The sequence below is a fragment of the Lentisphaera araneosa HTCC2155 genome (assembly GCF_000170755.1).
GTDB classification, from domain to species: Bacteria; Verrucomicrobiota; Lentisphaeria; order Lentisphaerales; family Lentisphaeraceae; genus Lentisphaera; species Lentisphaera araneosa.
On the sequence record NZ_ABCK01000011.1, the window covers coordinates 21,703 to 41,972 of the forward strand.

Sequence of the window (20,270 nt, forward strand, 5' to 3'; positions counted from 1 at the left end):
ACAGTTAATCGAAATGTATTCTTATAACTAACATCCACATAAAGTTTTTTGAATTTTGGACACTGAACTAGATCCAAAGTCCTTATGGAAGGTAGTTTATAACTGTGCTTATCGCTTGATGTATGAAAGGTCTCCACCATAGACGTTGCCGAGTTTAAATTTAAGATTGGTGTAATACTCAAAGCTGTATTTGATGAGTATTGAGTTCTTTCCTTTGCGGAGGGGGATTTTTATCATATTACTTTGGTATTGATCCCGGTTGAGCACGGTATCTTCCAGTACGCTGCCGTTGTGCCAAATGCGAAGGTTATTGAAAGTATTTCTTCTATCTTGAACTTTAATGTGCAGGTAGGCATTTGATGAAGATGTCGAAGTAAATTCTTTACGCAGGTACATGAAACCGGGGAAGTTCTTGCCATTGTCTTGCTGCGGCACGAAACTGAGTACACTTTCATTGGAAAGCTTAAAAGTGGATTTACGAAGGTTTTCCTCTGGCTTGGAGAGCAGGTCCAGGTTTGCAGATTTTTCGGTATTAACTGGCCCTAGTTGCTGCCAGTCCTGGTCAGCGAAGTTTTCCAGGGACATCGTTCTGCGAAGGTTAATTGGCACACGCGCTTTGCTCATTAAGCTTTGATAGTTCTTAAGATCTTTGCCAGCATGTTCTCCATATTCCTCGAGGATAGCTTCGAGCAAATGGGCATTAGCAGAATCATTGGCTAAAATTTCGGAGCACAGCTCTACGAGGTCATCTGCTCCCTTAAGTTGAATATACTTCTTCAACATCTCACTGGCACGCCATCTATTAAGAGGGTTGCAGGTTAAATTCAGCAATAAGGATTTTTCATCCCAGTTATAATCAATATCCAATGACTCAAAAGCTATTTTTTGCACACGAATACGATCACTTTTGGGGTACCAGCTTTTACTGCGTTGAGAAGCATAAAAATCAAACTGGGCCTCATGAGCATTTTTCCAGTTACCTTCTTTTAATCCTGCTTGTGCCCCCGCCTCACTATCAATTACAGGACTTAGTTTACCCTTGTGGAAGAGCTCAAATGATCCAAGTACCGCTTTAAATCTACGTGGGCTTTCGAGTTCAAGGCGATCGAGTTCTTTTAACTGCTCTCCAAAGAAACCCATGGGCAGAGCTACGCGTCCATCTGCAGCGGCAAATTGCAGGCTACCCCTAAGGTCAAGGTAAACGCTACCCCTTCCCATTAATTTTGCATGAGTTGGTAAAACATAGGCATTATTATTTTTATTGAAATCAATAACGCAGAAAGACAAGGCTCGGTCATACGATTTGAGACCGAGTTTATCTGCGAGTTTTTTACAGTGATTAAATGCCCTCTGTAGATCTGAATTAGTGAACTCATCGAGATTTAATGATCTAAGGTATTCAATGAAAAGAACGGATAAAACATTGTGCGCCTGAACTGTTTTGCTGTGTCGAGTTAATAGCTCTTCCAGATAAGTAACATTAGATGCTATGCTGTGGTGATTACGGCGGGCTTTAATAAATTGTGATAAGCTTTCTCCGTCAGCGAGCAGAACCTTGCTTTCCGCATAGAGCTTATCCAGTTTTGCATAGCGTTCTTTATCCATTGCAAGGTAAGATCTAGTACCACAGGTATTTTCACGAGAGGAAGTATTGGGCTGATACACTGATCCAAAGCGCATGGAACCGACTTTTTCACCCTGATCAAGAAGTGAGAGCTCAAAACTTAAAAAGCCATCAAAGTGATTGGCCATTAAATCGGGCTTATCAATTTTTATTTCCAGATACTCATAGCCATCTGCTGAAAAGTGATGTTTAAATGGTTCTTTTAGATTATCTCCTACAAGATGACCAACATTGCTGCCCTTTTCCGTAAATTCCGCATAAAAAGCATCGTGAAAGCGGTGGCTATTGAGCGATACGCCAAAGTGATTAAGCAGTTTTGCATGATTTTTAAATCTCACCTGTAATTGAAGCTCTTTTGAGTTATCACTCAAACGGTATTCAAGTTCAGGTATGGGATAATTATTTTTCCCATACCAGAATTTAGGGTTTGCTTTTTGCCAAAATAAAGAATCAATTTTCTTGGGGTTATAAGCAATTGTTTCAGAAGGTAAATTTAGAGAGTTGTAGAGGTAGCTGTAACCCTTGTGAACTTTTATTAAACTACGATCCGTCAAAATTGTAGCCTCTGTACTTGGGCCGTCAATCATCATACGCGAGATGAGCTTGCTTGTTTTTAAATCATAGACATTTCTCATTTTATTACTGACAACAACAAGTTGATCATCTACTTCTCGGCACCAACCTTTAAACTGTTTTCCTTTAGTGAGATTGTCATCATAAACTTTCATAAACTCAGAGAAACGTTCCAGTTTAATTAAGCCATTATTAGATGCGTAGATATAATCACTGCCCTGACCATGGACAAAACCTTTGTTCCCCAGCGCATTAAATTTATGCTTTTTATATTTACCATCAGATAGATCCAGGAGATCACCATAATTCGTTGCAGCGTACCTTTCTGATAAACGCCAGGATCTATGCGGCGTGTGGCCCATGCGCATCTCATGCATTTTTAGTTTCCTGAAATCAAAGATATTAAGAGCGTGATGAGTTAACCAGCCTTGAGTATAGGAATTACTTTGCAGCTGGTCCCCCATGTGGTAGCGTTTATCAAGGATTTTAATTTCACTGAGTTTGTCCGTGATCTGATAGACTTTATTTTTAGCTGTATGTGCGTGGGGGAAACTAAGCAAGCGGTCTTCCTTGATGATAAAATCACGAGCACTTAGAAAAAATTCTTTTGTTTGTTTCTTTGTCTTTAAATCGAACTGCTTAAGACTTCCATCTGAACAAAGAATATAAAGATGATTTTTGTTCCAGCGAGCTGCATAAATAACTTCCCCACTTATGGGCTTATAAAGAAACTCAGACTTAAGGTTATATGTATTAAAAACACTGACAGAACCGGAGCTGTAGGCAAGGATTTTTTTCTCTTTGAGCATGAAGTTCGGAAAGCGTTTTTGCCAAACTAATTGAGATGGTGAGTACTGCCCATTAACAATTGTAGATTCTTTAATGAGCGCATAATCATTCAAGTACTGAATGATGCTGTAGGCTGGGTTATCAAGGGAATGAGCAATCGGTCGTTCCTTAAAATAAATGCTATTAAATGAAAAGGAAATTAGGCCATCATTAGAAAAATATTTAAGGTCAATTTCATCAGCCTTTCCCAAAGTGAGATTGATTTCTTGAGCGTTGTCATCGAGTGTCGAGGGTAGCTGACCATCGGCTCTGAGTAGAAAAGCGTTACCCTCTCCGTAAACGAGGAAATTATCATTAGATTTAGCAATTCGTTCGGGGCTGATATTAAGGAGTTTACGACCAAGTAATTCTTTCTTTTTAAGATCGAAAGAAACAATTCCACGTTTCACAGGTAGATAGACAACATTTTTATTAAGCGTCCCCTCACCTTGGAGAGAAAGGTTGCCTAAATGTTTTTGCCAAATGACACGGCCGCTAGTAATTGAAAGTGACTTGAGCATGTGCTGATTTCGACTATTGAGATGAGAAAAAACAATTTTACTCTCGGATCTGGAGTGAATATATGTTGGTAGATCCAAGGAGTTTTTCCATAGAATTTCTCCCGTTGCTGAATCCAGTGCATACCAGCTCATAGATGCATTATCAAAATGAATTAATTTGCCATCAATAACAGTCAAATAAGGAGAGGCGGTTCTTGCAGGATTAGTCCAATCAAATGAATCACCTTCATGATATTTTCTCATTTTTTGTGGGCAAGAGCGAACCCATTCAATACGTTTTTCAAAGGCATTAACCTTCGCCACAAGACCAGATCCCGAGTATAAATAAATAGCTTCGCGGTCTTCGCAAAAATTATCGAATTGAAGAAGACTTTTAAAAATATCGTAATGACCTTCCTGCTTAAAGGGGTCGCGTATTTTGGCTAGGGATTGAACAGATTCAAGTTCTCCAGACTCCAGATCAATAAACGCGATGGCAAAGACTGGAGCAGCCTGACGATCGCGCTCAACTAAAAGAATAATATTGCTGTCCATCTTGGAAAAAGGTATGCTACAGGGCTCCCACTTACTAAAGGATTTCAGGTAGCTGCTATCCCACTGTATTTCTCCTTTGAGATTTCTTTTTTGAAGAGTGAAGGTCTTTTGTGAACTATTATAATTCAGATTGTAGTAATGCTTATTAATTACGGCCCCCTTGTACGAACGGGGGGAATTTTGAATACGATCATCAGCCGGCATGAAGGAATAATTATTCCACAAAATTTTTCCTTGTGAATCGGAAACTTCTGTTCCAATTGGACTGGAAGAAAACCATTGTTGATTAGCTTTAACTAATTTTCTTTGCGACCTAGGAATAAAATATTGATCCCAGTCAAACTCCGATGTACGTCCATCCACCGTGCTTTTTAAATCTGAGGCAAGAGGAATTTTCACAAGAAGACTGCCCGGACCTTTGGATGCAGTTTCCTTGGAACGACATTGATCCGCTAGGGCTTTTAATTTAATAGTTTGACCTTTGAACTGAACTGAAGCTTCCAATAATTCTTGTGGTAGTTTCTGACGCAGTTCATTTGCTACTTCCAATTCCTTTTCGATAATTAGCAGGTACGCGGCTGCCTCTTTTGCGAAGTTCGCATTATTTAATAAACGATCGGCATAGGCTTTTGCATTGGATAAATCGCCACGATTAAAGTACTCCTGCATAAGCATTGCTTCAGCCTTGGGGAATGATGCCAAACCGGAAGTCTCCCTCAAATAATCTTGGAGTTTGTCTATATCAAAAGTCTCGATGGCTTTAGCCACGCGACTGGAGTAACGCTCTTTTAAATAAGCAGAAAACTGATCCGCAAAATCCGGTATTGAACTTAATTTATGCTGAAAGTAAGTCTTTAGTGAAACAAGCTGATAATCACGACTGAATAACTTGTCCTGATTTGAACGTATAATTTTATAGACTTGGGCTAAGGTATCGCGATCAGCTTTTCTCTCAAAAAGTCGATCGAGGTCATTGACAAAAACCTCGACTTCGGGATCAGCAGTAAAGCGTGGTCTAATACCCGACTCATCCTGCGATTCTAGTAAGGCGTACTCGATATTCTTCTGTGTAGACTTGTTTTTCTGATCGGCTACCTTCTTAAAAAGTAAAAACATTTCATGGGCGGATTTTGCATCGCCCTGCATGAGAATAAATTCTGCAATCGCATAGAGATTGTTCCCCCAACTATAACCGCTTTTGGCCTTATACTTTTTTGCATAGAGTTCAAAAAACTGCACGATTTCTTTACCACGTCCTTCAATCGCGAGAGTGTCGAAATAACTCTTGATATGAGGGTGATTTATGGCGATCATCAAGTCTACAATTTTTTCGGTGTCAATACTTCCCATAACTTTGGACATCACACGGGGGTGAATTCCCATATGAAAGAAATGTCTTATGCGTCCCTGAGGAAGCTGCTGGTAGTTTAAATTGACTACTTGTCGTATGCCGTGAGCCTGAGCTTCAAATAAATCGGATGAGCGCAGTGCCAGCTGAAAGTTAAGCCACTCTTCCATATCCTGCTGTTTAATCTTATCAAATTTGCTGAGGTATTTATTAAAGGCCTCCTTAAGTTTTTCACTGTAAGGAACGGCCCTTAAGTGTGGGATATGCTGATCTTTGGTCATGGAGATAAATACGAGATCATTGCGACCCTTTTTAAACGAGAGAGTCTGAAAGGGTGATTCTCGATGGTAGAGTAAACCACTGTCGTGCTGAGCCAAAAGCTTGCCGTTTAAGTAGGTTTTAAATAGCTTACCGTATTGAATTTTAGCAAGGACTTTCATATCTGTTGGAAGCATGGCACTGTAGCGATATACCGCAAATGCTCTCTTTGGCTGGTGTATCCCTTTTTTGAAGTCAATAGACTGGCTCGGGGTTTTAACACCTTTATCCTGTACAAACCTTATGCTACCGACTGGTGCATTAAAAGGACAAGCAGCGGCACTGTTTTTCTCCAGCGACTGCATCAGCCCTTGCTCGAGTTTCTTATCGTGGGCAAAATCGATAATCAACTCAGGTTTAAGCTCCGCAATATTGGCTTTCCAATCAGCCGAAAAAACCGTGCAGCTACATAAAAGAATTAAGTGAAATATCTTCATTATTTAGCCCCAATAAATTGCGGGTTCAGCAAAATTATATAATCGCCGGCCGAACCGCCTTTTCCGTAATCAAGTAAAACTTTAAGATCCCCCTGACTTACGAGCAAATAGATATTGGATAATTCCTGACCTGAAGAAATCTCTTGTTTAAATAACTCTTTACCGTTTTGGCTAATAATTAAAACAGCATGACCATTGCTCGTCCCTGGGTCAGTCGTCATAGAAAAAGAGATCGCTTTACATCCCTGCTTTGGGCTTAGAGTAAATTCAGTACGTGAGTTCAGTGAAATGAAATGATCCGCAGCAAAACCGGATTCATTTATAGCTGCCTGAGTGTAAGACTTGTTAAAAGTTAGTGCTCTACACTGATTGATAAAAGCCGTATATTTTATATCACGTATATCTTTTTCACTTATTGCGAAATTATTTTTGTTCGCTGCTATCTGACACAACTCATTGTGTGGGTAGGCTACAGCACCAATGGGCGTCTCGATTAATAAATAATCGTCTTTTTGCTCAAGAATTTTCCCGTAAATAATTTCTCTTGAAGTAGTTTTGAAAACATAATCAGAACTACTGAAAGCTCTCTTTTGTATAACTAAGGAATTGAGCAAAGACTTCTTGTGGCGCTTCTTAGATGGTTTGCTTTGGCCTATACTGGATTTAGTGAAATACGTAGCTTCACCCGGGTAATGGAAGTTATTTAGTGTATAAAAACCTGCCGCTTCACTCATTGGATAATGAGCACCCTGAAAGGAAATTGCGCTAATGAGTTCAAGCTTAATTTTTTTCTCTTCACCTCGGTAATCGACTAAAAGGGAGTTCTCATTACTCAGGAGTTTTGTGCTTTGAGCTCTGAGCATAGTCCCATTTTTGAAGATAATGTACTCACCTGCATTAGCTACTAAGGGACGATCAAAACGAAGCTTGAATACATTATTGAGATTTAATTCCTTCCCATTGAATTGAAGTTTTGATTGATTCCATTTGAGCTCCCCCTCTTCTTTACGGCCATCTTTATGTAAAACGACATCAGCACATAAACCGAAGCTTAGTAAAAATATTAGACCCAAATACTTCATTATTTTTGGTATACCGGAATGTATTGATAAGGCAAACTTGCTCCTAAAATACAGAAAGCCGTCTGATAATAAGAGCCCCATTCGCCTTTGCTTTTCTGTTCACGAATTAAATATTTTTCCAAAAGTTTGGCCCATTCACGATAGGCATCTCCACCCTGATTGTAAGATGCAACTGAAGCATAATAAAGAAAGTAAGGAATATGCCCTACTTTTTGTTTCTTTGGATCGTTGCGCATAATCGTTAAGAGTGAATTTACAGCCTCTTCAGTGTACTTCTTTTCTTTTTCTCCACAGATAAACATGATGCAGGTTCCCGCGGCACTGGAGCCGTAATTATTCTTACTGACTTTTGTCGTCGTATAACCATACATCTTTCGCGCTTCGTTAAAACGCGTTTTAATTAAAGATAATGCTTTCTGAATTGTTTTTTGCGGAACATAAATACCCGCATCCTGGGCGGATTTAAGGGCAATAATCTGCATAACCATGACTGAGGTATCGCCGTCTTCAGGGATTGACTTGTAGCCCCAGCCACCTTTTTTGCCCTGTACTTCAAGGATGAGTTTCACTGCATTGCGAAGGACTTTACCAATTTCCTGATTTCGACTTTGCCCCCAAGCTTCCGAAAGCATCAATGTTGCCAAAGCATGGCCGTACATCACTGCAGCCTGCTTTTCCTGATTCGAGTACTGAATGAGACCATTTGGCTTAGCCTGATCCACAACCCAGTTAACACCTTTGCCGACTACATGACCATACTCGCCTTCAGCGGGAAGATTGCCCATGGACATAAAAGCCATGAGACACAGCGAGGTCTCGCCAACATTGCGGCCGTGGTTTCCGTTCCACGAACCATCTTCTTGCTGGGTTGAAGCCAGATATTTTAGTCCGCGATTTAGACTTTGGCTCAAATCAGCTGAAATGGGTACTGTGGTTTCGCGTGCAGATAAGGAGACGCAGGATAAAAGTATCAGTAGATAAATAAATTTATTTCTCATGATGAGAAGGGCTCTGCCCCTCTCATACTCTCCTCGCAAGGGTCCTCGCCGTACGGGCAAACACTTTTTTATCAACTTTTTTACTCTTAACCAGGCGGATTGATTTTTGTTTAATTTTTTAATCATTTCTGCCTCGCAATAGCTTCGTAATACTGCTTAACAAGCTGACGGTACTGCTGAGGCGCCTGCTCTAGACGTCCCTGCATCTTTTGCCCCTCAAAGCTTTCGAATTCCTTTTCCCAGGCTTTCTTCTTTTCATAAGAAGCAGTCTTAAAAGAATTCCCCATGGATTCTGAACCACCGCCAGACTCAGATGCTTTTGATGCTTTGCCACTTTTGCCGCCCTGACCTGATTTCCCCTCTTTCCCGGCTGACATACCCGGACTCGAACTTTTAGAACTTGAAGTATTTTTGGCGAGGGCTGGCTCACTTGACTGAGATTTGCCTCCACTTCCTTCTTGAGCTTTCTGTTTTTGATTCTGGGATGATGCCGTTTGTTCCTGGGCTTCTCCCCCCGGTTTTGCGGCCATATCACCCTGCTCACTTTCTTGGCTCGGGTCCTCTTCACCCGTTCCACTCTGATCATTGGGCTTAAGACTTAAAGCCATGGCCTTTTCATATTCATCTTTAGCTGCTTCTAAGTCACCTTCTGCAAGTTTATCACCTGCTTTATCAAGAGCGTCTTGCACATCTTCGTTCTGTGAATCCTGTCCCGCCTGGCTAAGTTCTTCCTGATTTGCCAAGGCGTCATCAAAGCTCTCGCTTTCCTCTGGTGCACCATCTGACTCGGCTTCCAGGTCTTCGAGTTGAGCGATTTGATCTTCAATTGAATCAGCGAGCTCTTTCATCTCTGAGCTAATGCCATCTTCAGTTTCTGCTGGGTCTTCATTTGATTGTGGATCATTGCTAGAGGCTTGAGCTTTTTCACTCATCTCTTTAAGTTTCTCAAGGAGGTCCTTCTGTTCCTGAGCTGCTTCAGCTAAATCGCCATCCTGAATCTTTTCAGCGATGTCATCAGATTCCTCATTGATTTCCTGCATATTTTCTTGAGTCAAAGGATCATTGACTGACTGATTTTCATCTTGACCTTCTTTTTGCTCTTCCTCATCAACTTCATCTTCTCCAGATTCAGAGCCCTGCTGATCTTCTTTAGCTTCTTGCTGCTGATCTTCTTTAGCTTCTTGATCTTTATCTTCCTGCTGCTGATCTTCTTTAGCTTCTTGATCTTTATCTTCTTGCTGCTGACCTTCTTGTTCTTTTTCCTGCTTGTCTTGTTTTTCCTCAGCCTGCTGCTTTTTCTCTTCGAGCTTTTCTAGGTACTTCTCTAATTGTTCAGCCTGATCAGAGATTTCCTTTTGCTGATCTGCAAGTTTTTCTAATTGATCTTGGGATTGCTCCTCGTTACTGGCATCCTGAGTTTTCTCATTGAGCTGATCCATTTGTTCAATTAACTCATCCAGCTTGGCCTGAGCTTTTTCAAACTCAGCTTCACGAATCGCTTCTTCGAGAATTTTTTCATAGGAGATAATAGCTTTTTTCTGTTCGTCTGAGGCATTTTTTAAGTATTCATCTTTGCGAGAAGAATCATCCAAAGCCAGCATAAGATTTTGAACAGCCGACTGCAGTGATTGAGAACCGGCCTTATCTGCTTCTTCAAGAACTGTGTCCACTACATTGATCATCGACTCTTCGATAACCCCGGACATGAGCATTTGATTTCTTATTTCAATCAAATTCTTCTTAATCGTCATGGTGCTGCGTTTAAGTTGGCGGGTCTTGGCCATGTGCTGACGCATTTCTTTAATTTTTGCGTCATCCGCAAAAGTTGAGCTCAGTAAAAACAAGGTCAGTGAAAGACTTAATCCGTTTCTCATTATTTATCTCCTAGTCTATCCATTTTGCGGTTTACATCATTTAATTTAAGTAAAATATCTTCGACAGGCTCAACTGAGTTAATAAACTCGTCAGCGAGTCGGCTTTTTAGTTCTTCCTGAGAAATAATGGGAACTAAAATATCCTGAGAGAAACTGACTTGCGGCTCAGGTGCATTATCTGTCACCTGAAGTCGAATCTTGAGGTTTTTACCCGCTTCGACTTCGATAGATCGATTATCCCAGATTTCTTTGAGCGTGAAGTTTTTGGCATTGATGTCATCAAAGCTCTTCCAAGTTTTAAATTCGTCAAAATCCAGGTCCTGATCATATTCACTATCAATAACCGTGTAGAGAACTTTTACTGAAAATATTTGGTAATCATCTTCAAATTCAGCTTCAAGTTTCATGCGACTGACGGGAGAAAGTTCTCGCATTGCTGAGGGCTCTATTAAGCGAATTCGCGGAGCTCTATCGGCTTTGACTCGCAAGCGAAATTCAGGGATTCCTTTACTCAAGAGCTGATCTTGGTCTAGCATCATAAATGAATAATTGACTTTGTTTTCCGCAAGCAAACTGAAATCCCACTTATCTTTACTACCCTGAATTTGCGGTAGGTTAAAATCAGCTATTTTCGAAGTCACTTTAAATTTACTGAGCTCTTTACTGGACTTTACCGAGTAGTTGAGTTTTGAGCCATAGGGCACCTGAAGGTTGCCGGACTGCTCAATAAAGGGTTTTATGCCTGTATAAGGAGGAGGAATCACCTCAACTGTTAACTGAGAAATGGCCGGGCGCTTCTTTACGGGCAAGTCATAAACTTGGCTGGAGTAATCGCCAATCTTAAAGCGCAGTGATAAATCAGCCATTTGCGCAGGTATATCGAATTGATAAGTTCCTGCTTGCTCAGACTGCATGATTTCGTATTCCGCATCGTTTTCATCACTTGAAATAGTGATGTATCCCGACGCTGGAAGCTCTCCGACCATTTTAATGGTGATCGAAGTTTCTTCACCCGCAATGGAGTATGCAGGCAAAGTGATCTCTTCAAACTGAGTGTTGGTTGGGTAAGCCACTTGCGAATAAAAACGCTGAAGATAAATAGGGAAAGAATGTGGCGCTATAAGACTCATAAGCACGATAGCGGCTAAAGAAATAGCAAAAGTTTTAAGCATTTTCTTTAGGGCTTCAGCATCGACAATCTCAGAGAAATCATAATCACCGTACATATCGAAAGTCTGATTCATCATTCCGCCAACTAAGTCAGCGGAAACCATTTTTCCGGGCTTATTTTTACTAAACTGCAACGTCGAAATGAGACGACTGCGAAATTGCGGGAACTTCTCTTCAACGAGTAAGGACACTTCTTCCTTGCTGTAAGGGTAAGTGTAATTTAACCAGTATTTGCTTTTGAGGTAAAAAAGAATTGAGACAATTCCCGATAGTAAGATAAGAATTCTAAAGACAATCGGGAAATCGCCCATGCGATCAAGTAGAAAGAAAATCATTAAGCCGATGAAGAAGTAAGCAAGGCCCTCGAATATAGCTTTGACTAAAAGTTGCTGACGAAGCTTTTTACTGAGGCTTTCGAGCTCAGCATTTAGCTGATCAATTGTTTGACTCATGGTAAATTCTCCTTTTTTCTCAACAGCCATTCAGCCGCTGTCAGTAAACTTACGAGTAAAATGAATATGAAGTTATCCCATAGACTCTTTTCTAAGATCACACTTCTCGTACGAGGTTTTTCTAGCATGAGTTCGGGAATTTGATCCAGGTCAGCAATTTCAATAAATTGCCCATCAGATAAATTGGCTAATTCCGTGAGTCCTGTCTTATCCATGGAAACACGTTCAAATTCAAGCTGTGATTTACTTACACTCAAACGGTGCTTTTCATCATCAAGTTGCAGGTCCCAGGCACCTTCTGGAAGAACGATTTGACCGGCATAACTCCCCTTACTTCCACTGTGAGCCAGTTTAAAGTTTTTCTCTTCACCACTTTCCAATTCGACCGCTAAAATTTCAACAGATTTTTCATCTCCACTTCTTAGGGCATTACCAACAATTTTCACGCTGAGAGGTATTTTTTCACCCGCTGAATAATCGCGTTTGGAAGTCTGAAAATGCACTCCTTTACTAGTTCCTAGAAGGTGATTTAAACCCATGTGGTGAATTGTCTGAGACCAGAAACGGTCCGTGTAGAGGGAACCAACTTTATAACGCCAGCGCCAGACAGAATTGAAACCCAGAAATAACACCTGACCATCACCACAGCGGTGATAAGACATGAGCGGAATTGAACCATACTCATTTTTTACACTCCCGTGTTTAACCAGGGCTGTTGCCCCGGGCTTAAGGCGTTTAATACCTTTGTAGTACCAGTGCTGACTTGGAAGCTTTTGCCATACCTTAACGTTTTCTTCTGCAAGCGGAACAAGGCGGGTAATAATGCTATCGCGACCTTCTGGAGTTAAGTCGAGTTTAAAGGGCCGATTTCTACTGCGCTTAGTATCCAGCTCATCACTTTCCTGAACTTTGCTAATAGTTACCGGCAGCATTTCTTCAATAGGCGTCCCAACATAAGAAGATGGCGTACCACTGGAAGCACTGATCATAAGTAATGAACCGCCCTGCTTTGCAACAAAGTCCTGAAGCTTATTCATGTCGTCAAAGCTGAAATAATCGCGCTCGAGATTATTGAGAATAATAATGTCCGTTTCCTCTAAATTGTCCACTGGGAAAGCATCCAGGAACTGATCGTCTTGCGAGCTGCGACTGCTATCACCTGTACGGATAAAAACTTTTGTTTTAAAGCGTTTATCGCTATCGAGCATCCCTTTGAGGTAGCGATATTCCCAACTTGGATTTTGAACGGCTAGAAGAACGCGGATTTCGGAATCAATCACTTTTATTTGTTTATTCTGGATGTTGTTATCCATAAAGAATTCATCCGGGTACTGCTCCAGTTCTACAGAGAAATTAAAATCTCCTTTTTGATCAGGCTTAATCACAAAACGTTCGCTGAAGCGTCCATTGCGGAATTCTACATTCTTTGATCGAACAATTTTGGAACCCATTTTGAGTTGAACTGGTAAGATACCATCCTCTATACCACTTGCGGCAAAATTGACTTTAACTTCCACTTCATCATCGACAAAAAGTAGGTCGTCCATAACGATGCTCTCGACTCGCACATCAATATTTTCCGGCATACCAATACCAACCGGAAAAAGGCGTACGTTTCTACTCTTAAGTTCAGCAGCCATTTCCTGTGGTGAACTTCCTTTATTATGAACACCATCCGTAAAAAGAATGATATCCGCGAGGGGAAGACCACGAAGGCTTTGTTCGACGTAGCGCACGGCAGAACTTAGAGATGTAGCTTCACCTTTAGCTTGCGGCAGTTCGATAAGTTCTTCATCAATTTTGAGCTGACGAGTCTGCTGATCAAAGATGTAAAGCTTAACACTGTACTTGTCCTGAAGTTTATTGATTAAATTTAGTTCCTGATTATTGAGTATGGCTTTAACGAGATCGATCCTCTGAAGTTTGGAAACTTCATCTTTGCGGAGTCCGCAAGCTTCGGCCATTTGGCGTAAGTAATCATCGCTGCTTTTAGTTTCAGTAATGCTCATACTGCTGGAAACATCGATAAGCACTGGAAGAACCGTACGACTACTTTCCTGTGTATCCATTTTCACTGTAGGCTGTAAGAATAATAGCAGTAGAAGAAAACCAACGCTGAAACGAATTAAGGAAAGTGTAACTCTGAGCTTTTTACTCATCTGTGGACTTTCTTTGAGATAAGTCACAAAGGCATATGCGAGAAGTGCCGATGTAAGTAAAACAAAGAGCCATGAAGGTAATCCACCCGCTAGGGTAAGTTCGTAAGAGCTAATGCTTTCAGTATTGTCATTAGCGTAGAATAATTTTAGTAAGCTATTCAACTTGCTGCCCTCCTGCTAATGATCAGCCCGAGGATATTTTCTCCTAGCCAACATAATATCGCGAGAATCAAAAAGAATTTAGAGAGCCCAGTTCCATGACTTGAACTAGCTGTGGAAAGTTGATCTGAGCTGGACATCACAGTGACTTCTGGGTAAGTATTTTTCAGCTGTTCCAGGCTCATTGATGCTACGGCACTCTCCTTAGAATCTAAGTTCACAGAAATCAACTCTTCTTGAGTAGAGCCGCTTTCTTTAAGTTTATATATCCCCGCCAGTTTAAACTCCTCTATATTGAGAATGGACTTCTGATCTTTTATTTGCACATTGTAAGTCTCTTTGAGCTGATCGGGTGTACTGAGGTCAAAAGTACTGCGACTCTTATCATCAGAGAGTTCTTTGTACAATGACTCGCCAACACTGCGCTCAATAATACGATGCTCATCTTTTATAAGCTGGGAACTTAACTGACGACACAGTGGAAGGAAATAAGGGCGAGTCGCAAAATTGTTCCACTCTAGATCCATACCGCTGGTAAATACCATAACTTTACCTTTACCGTATTCAAAGGAGGAAATAAGACTCAGGTTTTGCTCGTCTTCGCGCTTTAATTCCATATAGGATTGACCATTGCCATCAACTTTGGATAGACCGAAAGCCTGCTTGATCTTAAAACTTTCCAGTGAATCTGCGGAGTCCGCAAAACTCCAAAGCTGGCTGTCTTCATTAGTAATCTGAGTAGGCAAAAAGTCCCCGCCCTTTTTCATCGCGAACTTTTCCTCATAGAGTGGCCAGGAAACGACTCCACCTTCAACAAAATTTTGATTGAAGTTTTCCGGATCCGTACTGGCACCAAGATTTACGAGAACGCCCCCACCTTGAGCAATATACTGCTGAACCGAATCGAATTCCGAGGCCGTCATCGCCTGTAGGTCGTCGAGAATAATAAAAGCGTAGTTATTAAGATCTTCGGTTTCCAAGACCTGGGCATCCTGCCAATTAAATTCATACAGCGCTTTTTCCGAGCTTGAGGCTCCTGGAAAAGGATTTAAGGCGAAATCAAAGAACAAACTTTTTTTCTCATATACTGACTCGGGTATAAAATTTTGAACCACGAGAACTTTGAGTTTATCCGTTGCGTAGAAATGACTATAGCAAGTATTGTCTTGCAGATTGATGTCGGCACCAATTTCTGCACTGATTTTATGAAAACCACTTTCCTGAACTCGGCATTTAAAATTGACCGTAACTTGCTGGCCAGAAGGGATGTTTGTACTGACGCTTTCATATAATTCATCATTGAGAGAAAACCTAACTTCAAGGTCGCTGGCATCTTCCGTCCCATGGTTTATTACATCCACAGTGAACCAGGCATCTTCATTGAGCTTAGCGGCATCTTGAAGAGCACGGAAATTAGCAATGGATAAATTTTCTTTAGCTTCATCACCCACATGAACAAACACCAAATTAGATTTCTCCTGAAGTTCCTTGATGCTTTGGCTAAGAAGAGCCTCTGGCTGTGCCCATTGACTTCCCTGGAAATCTGAAAGAAAGTAAATGCTGGGAGGAATTGAGCTTTGATCTTTGAGGAAATCTAAACAAGCGCGGACTGAAGTCAGGGCATCACCCCCAAAGTCACCAACTTTAATTTGCTTCAGAGTCTCGGTAACTAAGCTTTTATCTTCGGAAAAATTGGCTATTAGTTTTCTTGGACTTGAGCTGTTAATGAGTAAGGCTTTGGGGCCGTCATCAGAGGTGTTGATTTGATTCGCTGTTTCAACGGCGCGATCAAAGCGACTTTGACTACCGATTTTACTGGCCATAGAAAAGCTGTCGTCCAATGATATGAGCTTGGGTTCACTGCTAGACCCGCTCACCAGATTAGTAACTGGACGAGCCAAAGCGAGAATGAGAAATAAAATCAGCAGAGTTCTTAAAATGAGTAGTAGCAGGTCTTCAGTTTTGAAACGCTTCTTTTGTTCTTGAACCGCATCCATGAGGAAGTCCATAGCTGCCCACTCAATCTCAATGACTTTATTCTTCCTCAGCAAGTGAATAATTACTGGTAAAGAAATAAGCGGCAGGGCCCACAGTAAAAATGGATTAATAAAAGACATACATTACCTATTGATATGCGTCATTCGCGAACTGAGGTATGACATGAGAAGTTCTTCGAGGGGCTGACCCGTGTTCGCCGTCACATACTCACAACGATTTTTTTCACAAACGCCCATTATTTTTCTTCTGTGTTCTGTGAATTTCTCCATGTAGCGCTTGCGAACACGCTGGGCATCAAGCTTAACTTCACCACCGCTTTCAAGGCCTTTGAATTTCACCATACCCTTAAGGTTAAAATCCACTTCCATGGGATCAACCACATGAAAAAGCACCAATTCATGATGATCAAAACGCAAACGAGAGAGGCCATCATTAAGTTCCTCGGAGTCGAGCAGGCAATCCGAAATGACCACAACTATTTGTCTCCTGCCAATGCGTTGAGCAAAGTCCATAAGACTCGCTCCCATAGCGGTTTTTTTCGCAGGAGCACGTTTCTCTATCAAATCACTTATTTTATAAACCATCTGCATGGCGTTACTAGCCGGCATGTAATCGACGATCTTATCATTAAAGACGCCAATGCCGACACTATCTCGGGCGTTGGTAATTAGATAAGAAAGAGACACAGCCAAGTAAGCTGCGTAATCTAATTTTGACTGATCACCTGACTTAAAACGCATAGATTCAGAAGCATCTAAAAAAATCTGAGAAATGAGATTTGTTTCAGCTTCATACTGCTTACAAAAATACTTGTCGCGCTTGTAGTAGACATTCCAATCAATATGCTTCGGGTCATCACCAGGCATATACTCCCGGTGACCGGCAAATTCCACAGAGAAACCATGAAAGGGAGATTTGTGGGCACCGGCAATATTGCCTTCCACAATGCTCTTAGGGTCGATATTATACGCCCCTACCCTTGAGATAACTCTTGGATTTAAATATTTAGCTAAGGCCTTCATCAATTAGGCGTTTTGCGGGATAGTTTCCAAAAGATGATTGATAATCGCAACTGAATCCACACCCTCGGCCATAGCGGCAAAGTTTGGCGCAATACGGTGGCGAAGTACCGGAATGGCAACAGCTGCCACGTCCTCTGTGGATACGTGGTAGTTGCCGTTCAGAATCGCTCTGGATTTAGCCGCTGAAATGAGGGAAAGGGATGCACGGGGACCAGCACCGAAGGCCATCCATTTGCGAACAAAGTAAGTGGCTTCGGGCTTTTTGTGACGTGTTGCTCTAACCAGGTTGATCGCGTAACGCAAAACGTGATCTGAAACTGGGGCTTTTTTGATAACTTGCTGATAGCGCAAAATATCTTCACCGCTGACTGCCGACTCAATATCTTCGAAAGCACCGGAAGTCACCATGCGTACAATATCCATCTCTTCTTGATCTTCTGGGTAATCGACAAAGAGATTAAAAAGGAAACGGTCCTGTTGAGCTTCAGGAAGTGGGTAAGTACCCTCTTGGTCGATAGGGTTTTGAGTTGCAATTACAAAGAAAGGTTTAGAGAGTGGATAAACTTTACCACCAACAGAAACCTGCTTTTCCTGCATCGCTTCGAGAAGTGCCGCCTGGGTTTTTGGGGGTGTACGGTTGATCTCATCCGCAAGGATAATATTAGAGAAGATTGGACCGGCCATAAATTTGAACATACGTTCTTTGGTCACTGGATCATCCTGAATAACTTCTGTACCCACAATATCCGAAGGCATCAAATCAGGTGTAAATTGAATACGTTTAAAATCTAGGTCAAGCGCCTCACAAAGTGAGGTCACAAGCAAAGTTTTAGCGAGACCGGGAACACCAACAAGTAAAACGTGACCACCCGCAAAAATGGAAATGAGCAAATTATTTACCACCTCATCCTGGCCAACGATTTTTTTGTGAATCTCCTTTTTCATTCGAGCATAGGCTTGGCCTATTTCTGTGACTAACTCTGTATCATTACCCTGGGCTTCCATGAGATCGCTCATACTTGTTTCCTTGACTTTTAAATTAAAATATATACTAATTACGTACTAGTCTACTTTTTATTGTGCGAAGTGCAAATTTTTTATGAAATTAAATTCTAAAGCCTATCATTAAATAAAACGAGATTAATCTAGCCCCTGTAAGATGCTTTTTCACAAAACATTATTATTCCAATTGTTTAAAATCTAATGAATTCTCAATACACTATCGACACAATTACGCCGATCATATCAAATCATTAAAATTTATTGGACCTTATAATTCACTTATTTTACGTTCATCAACTAATTCCATATAAGTCTTTGAAGCTTCCATGAAATCACTCATACTTATTTCCTTAACAATTTAAAATATATACGTACTAGTATATTTTTTGTTTAATAGACTTCAAAAAAAATTTCTTTTTTTTATAAACTCTTAGCTAATGCATTAAGTTACCGATCCCATATTAATTATAACAGAACTGCACTGTAAAGATTTAACAAAACCTAGTAAAAAACATTTTTTTTGAATCGCTCACTCTCAAATTAAAGTGAGAATTATTTTTTAAGTACGTCTTTTGATTTTAGTCGAGTTTTGTAAAGCCAGATTTATAACGAGCTCTTCTTATTTTTTAGAGAGCTCGAAAAAATCAAAACTTATTCCAAATCATTTATTTTTTTTGATAAATTCGTACGTAGTCAACGATAAATTTTGCGGGGTACTCTTCTTCCATTGGCCTCCCACCATTATCACCGCCAAGTGCCATATTGAGAATTATATGGTGTTCACTTTGAAATGGGTTCTTAGGTCCCCAGTTCATAGGATTTATTGTTTTAGATAAATCTGTTTTATTTAACAAGACATCATCGACATAAATTTTTATATAGTTCTCATCCCAATCCATGCGCCATACATGGAAATGATCATCCCAGCCTTTCCCGAAGCTACTCAAACTTTTCTTGGCAGCATTCCATTCTCCATGCCAACGTTTTCTCGTTCCCCATACTGTATTGGCAAGAATTTTTCCTTTATAGTATTCCATAAGGTCAATCTCGCCACTACTAGGCCATTGGCCTTGATCTCCCACGGTCCAGATTGCTGGCCAAGTACCACTTATTGCATCAACTTTTGCTCTGATTTCAAAACGTCCGTACTTCCAGCTATGTAAATCACTTGTTTTAATTGAGCTTGAAGTATATTCAATATTATTACGTTCTTGCCTCCAATCACCACCCTTTTTATAAGTTGGGTTGGGCTTAACTTCGCGACGAGCCTCAATAATAAGCTTGCCGTCTTTACATACCGCATTTTCTTTTTGGTACCACTGCAGTTCTCTATTTCTCGAAAAGCCTTCCTCAAACTGCCATTTATCTGGATTGGGAGAACCATCAAACTCAAATTCATCACTCCAAACAAGTTCATAGCTTGTCATATCTTCGAAGGGATTCGATTTGATCATATCTGGCGACCAAACTTTGGGCTCAGGAATATCGTACATTTGACGAGCGCCCTTCTCTAAGCAGAGGTTATCCAAATAAAATTCATTACCGCCTGCTACACCACCTCCCCAGGAAAACTGCATGAGCTTTGTGATATTTTTTGTATCTACTCCAGCTTTTGCGAGGTCCGCAATAGGAATTTCGATACGTTGCCAAAGCCCATTAGCTTTAAAACCAAGTTCAGCCAATTCTTTCGTATACCACTTATTGGGACTTTCGATGATAAGCTTAAAACTATCCCAGTACTTTGCATCAGCTGATTTCAGGTAAAAAACGAGGCGATCGTAAGCTGAGTAATCAACACTTTTACCTTTTTTCATTTCTAGGATCCAGCGACTCCAACCATGACTAAGAGTGAACTTATATGAATACTTCCCTTCAATTTTTTCTTCTTTCGTAATATCTAATTTAGCTGACTGTTCCCACTTCCCTTTGGGTATCCAAGCGTAACAGTTTGAGTCACTATCTGATTTATTTCCACAATGCTTATTAATACTAGTGGGCTTTTCACTAAAGTAGTGAATCCCCGTTACTTTTGATTCTGCGGAAACCGCAAATAAACTAAAAGCCGCCAGCGCCATGCCAAAAAACTTATTCATAGAAAACCTTTATTTATGAGATGAAAACTAAACTGCCAGTGCAGCGAAAAATTCTTATACTTCAGATATACGCAGGAT

At 40.7% G+C, this 20,270-nt stretch carries 10 protein-coding genes; all 10 read right to left on the reverse strand.

What is annotated here, in order from left to right:
- Positions 1–108 precede the first annotated feature (108 nt).
- Complete coding sequence (locus LNTAR_RS12150; protein WP_007279009.1) at positions 109–6,183, reverse strand: hypothetical protein; 6,075 nt, start codon at positions 6,181–6,183, stop codon at positions 109–111.
- Positions 6,183–7,265, reverse strand: a complete 1,083-nt coding sequence (locus LNTAR_RS12155) for a hypothetical protein (RefSeq protein WP_007279010.1) — start codon at positions 7,263–7,265, stop codon at positions 6,183–6,185. Before LNTAR_RS12155 ends, LNTAR_RS12150 begins: the two co-directional genes overlap by 1 nt.
- Positions 7,265–8,263: a prenyltransferase/squalene oxidase repeat-containing protein gene (locus LNTAR_RS12160; protein WP_157473535.1), complete on the reverse strand. Its 999-nt coding sequence runs from the start codon at positions 8,261–8,263 to the stop codon at positions 7,265–7,267. The genes LNTAR_RS12155 and LNTAR_RS12160 overlap by 1 nt, the downstream gene beginning before the upstream one ends.
- Before the next feature lie 122 nt (positions 8,264–8,385).
- On the reverse strand, positions 8,386–10,137 hold the full coding sequence (locus LNTAR_RS12165) for a coiled-coil domain-containing protein (protein ID WP_007279012.1): 1,752 nt from the start codon (positions 10,135–10,137) through the stop codon (positions 8,386–8,388).
- On the reverse strand, positions 10,137–11,759 hold the full coding sequence (locus LNTAR_RS12170) for a DUF4175 family protein (protein ID WP_007279013.1): 1,623 nt from the start codon (positions 11,757–11,759) through the stop codon (positions 10,137–10,139). The genes LNTAR_RS12165 and LNTAR_RS12170 overlap by 1 nt, the downstream gene beginning before the upstream one ends.
- Positions 11,756–14,080 (reverse strand): vWA domain-containing protein, encoded by a 2,325-nt coding sequence (locus LNTAR_RS12175; protein WP_007279014.1) that lies wholly within the window; start codon positions 14,078–14,080, stop codon positions 11,756–11,758. The genes LNTAR_RS12170 and LNTAR_RS12175 overlap by 4 nt, the downstream gene beginning before the upstream one ends.
- Positions 14,077–16,194, reverse strand: a complete 2,118-nt coding sequence (locus LNTAR_RS12180) for a BatA domain-containing protein (protein ID WP_007279015.1) — start codon at positions 16,192–16,194, stop codon at positions 14,077–14,079. Before LNTAR_RS12180 ends, LNTAR_RS12175 begins: the two co-directional genes overlap by 4 nt.
- Before the next feature lie 3 nt (positions 16,195–16,197).
- A complete protein-coding gene (locus LNTAR_RS12185) occupies positions 16,198–17,097 on the reverse strand; it encodes a DUF58 domain-containing protein (RefSeq protein WP_007279016.1) in 900 nt (299 codons plus the stop codon).
- 3 nt (positions 17,098–17,100) lie between these two features.
- Entirely contained in the window at positions 17,101–18,114 is a 1,014-nt protein-coding gene (locus LNTAR_RS12190; RefSeq protein WP_007279017.1) for an AAA family ATPase, read from the reverse strand.
- 650 nt (positions 18,115–18,764) lie between these two features.
- Positions 18,765–20,192, reverse strand: coding sequence for a glycoside hydrolase family 16 protein (locus LNTAR_RS27740; RefSeq protein ID WP_007279019.1), 1,428 nt, complete (start codon positions 20,190–20,192; stop codon positions 18,765–18,767).
- Between the last annotated feature and the right edge of the window lie 78 nt (positions 20,193–20,270).

What these genes read in the sequence shown, in the direction of transcription:
- LNTAR_RS12170 (WP_007279013.1), bottom strand. Translation starts at nt 11,759, where the DNA reads ATGAGTCAAACAATTGATCAGCTAAATGCTGAGCTCGAAAGCCTCAGT.
- LNTAR_RS27740 (WP_007279019.1), bottom strand. Translation starts at nt 20,192, where the DNA reads ATGAATAAGTTTTTTGGCATGGCGCTGGCGGCTTTTAGTTTATTTGCG.
- LNTAR_RS12165 (WP_007279012.1), bottom strand. Translation starts at nt 10,137, where the DNA reads ATGAGAAACGGATTAAGTCTTTCACTGACCTTGTTTTTACTGAGCTCA.
- LNTAR_RS12185 (WP_007279016.1), bottom strand. Translation starts at nt 17,097, where the DNA reads ATGAAGGCCTTAGCTAAATATTTAAATCCAAGAGTTATCTCAAGGGTA.
- LNTAR_RS12155 (WP_007279010.1), bottom strand. Translation starts at nt 7,265, where the DNA reads ATGAAGTATTTGGGTCTAATATTTTTACTAAGCTTCGGTTTATGTGCT.
- LNTAR_RS12160 (WP_157473535.1), bottom strand. Translation starts at nt 8,263, where the DNA reads ATGAGAAATAAATTTATTTATCTACTGATACTTTTATCCTGCGTCTCC.
- LNTAR_RS12190 (WP_007279017.1), bottom strand. Translation starts at nt 18,114, where the DNA reads ATGAGCGATCTCATGGAAGCCCAGGGTAATGATACAGAGTTAGTCACA.
- LNTAR_RS12150 (WP_007279009.1), bottom strand. Translation starts at nt 6,183, where the DNA reads ATGAAGATATTTCACTTAATTCTTTTATGTAGCTGCACGGTTTTTTCG.
- LNTAR_RS12180 (WP_007279015.1), bottom strand. Translation starts at nt 16,194, where the DNA reads ATGTCTTTTATTAATCCATTTTTACTGTGGGCCCTGCCGCTTATTTCT.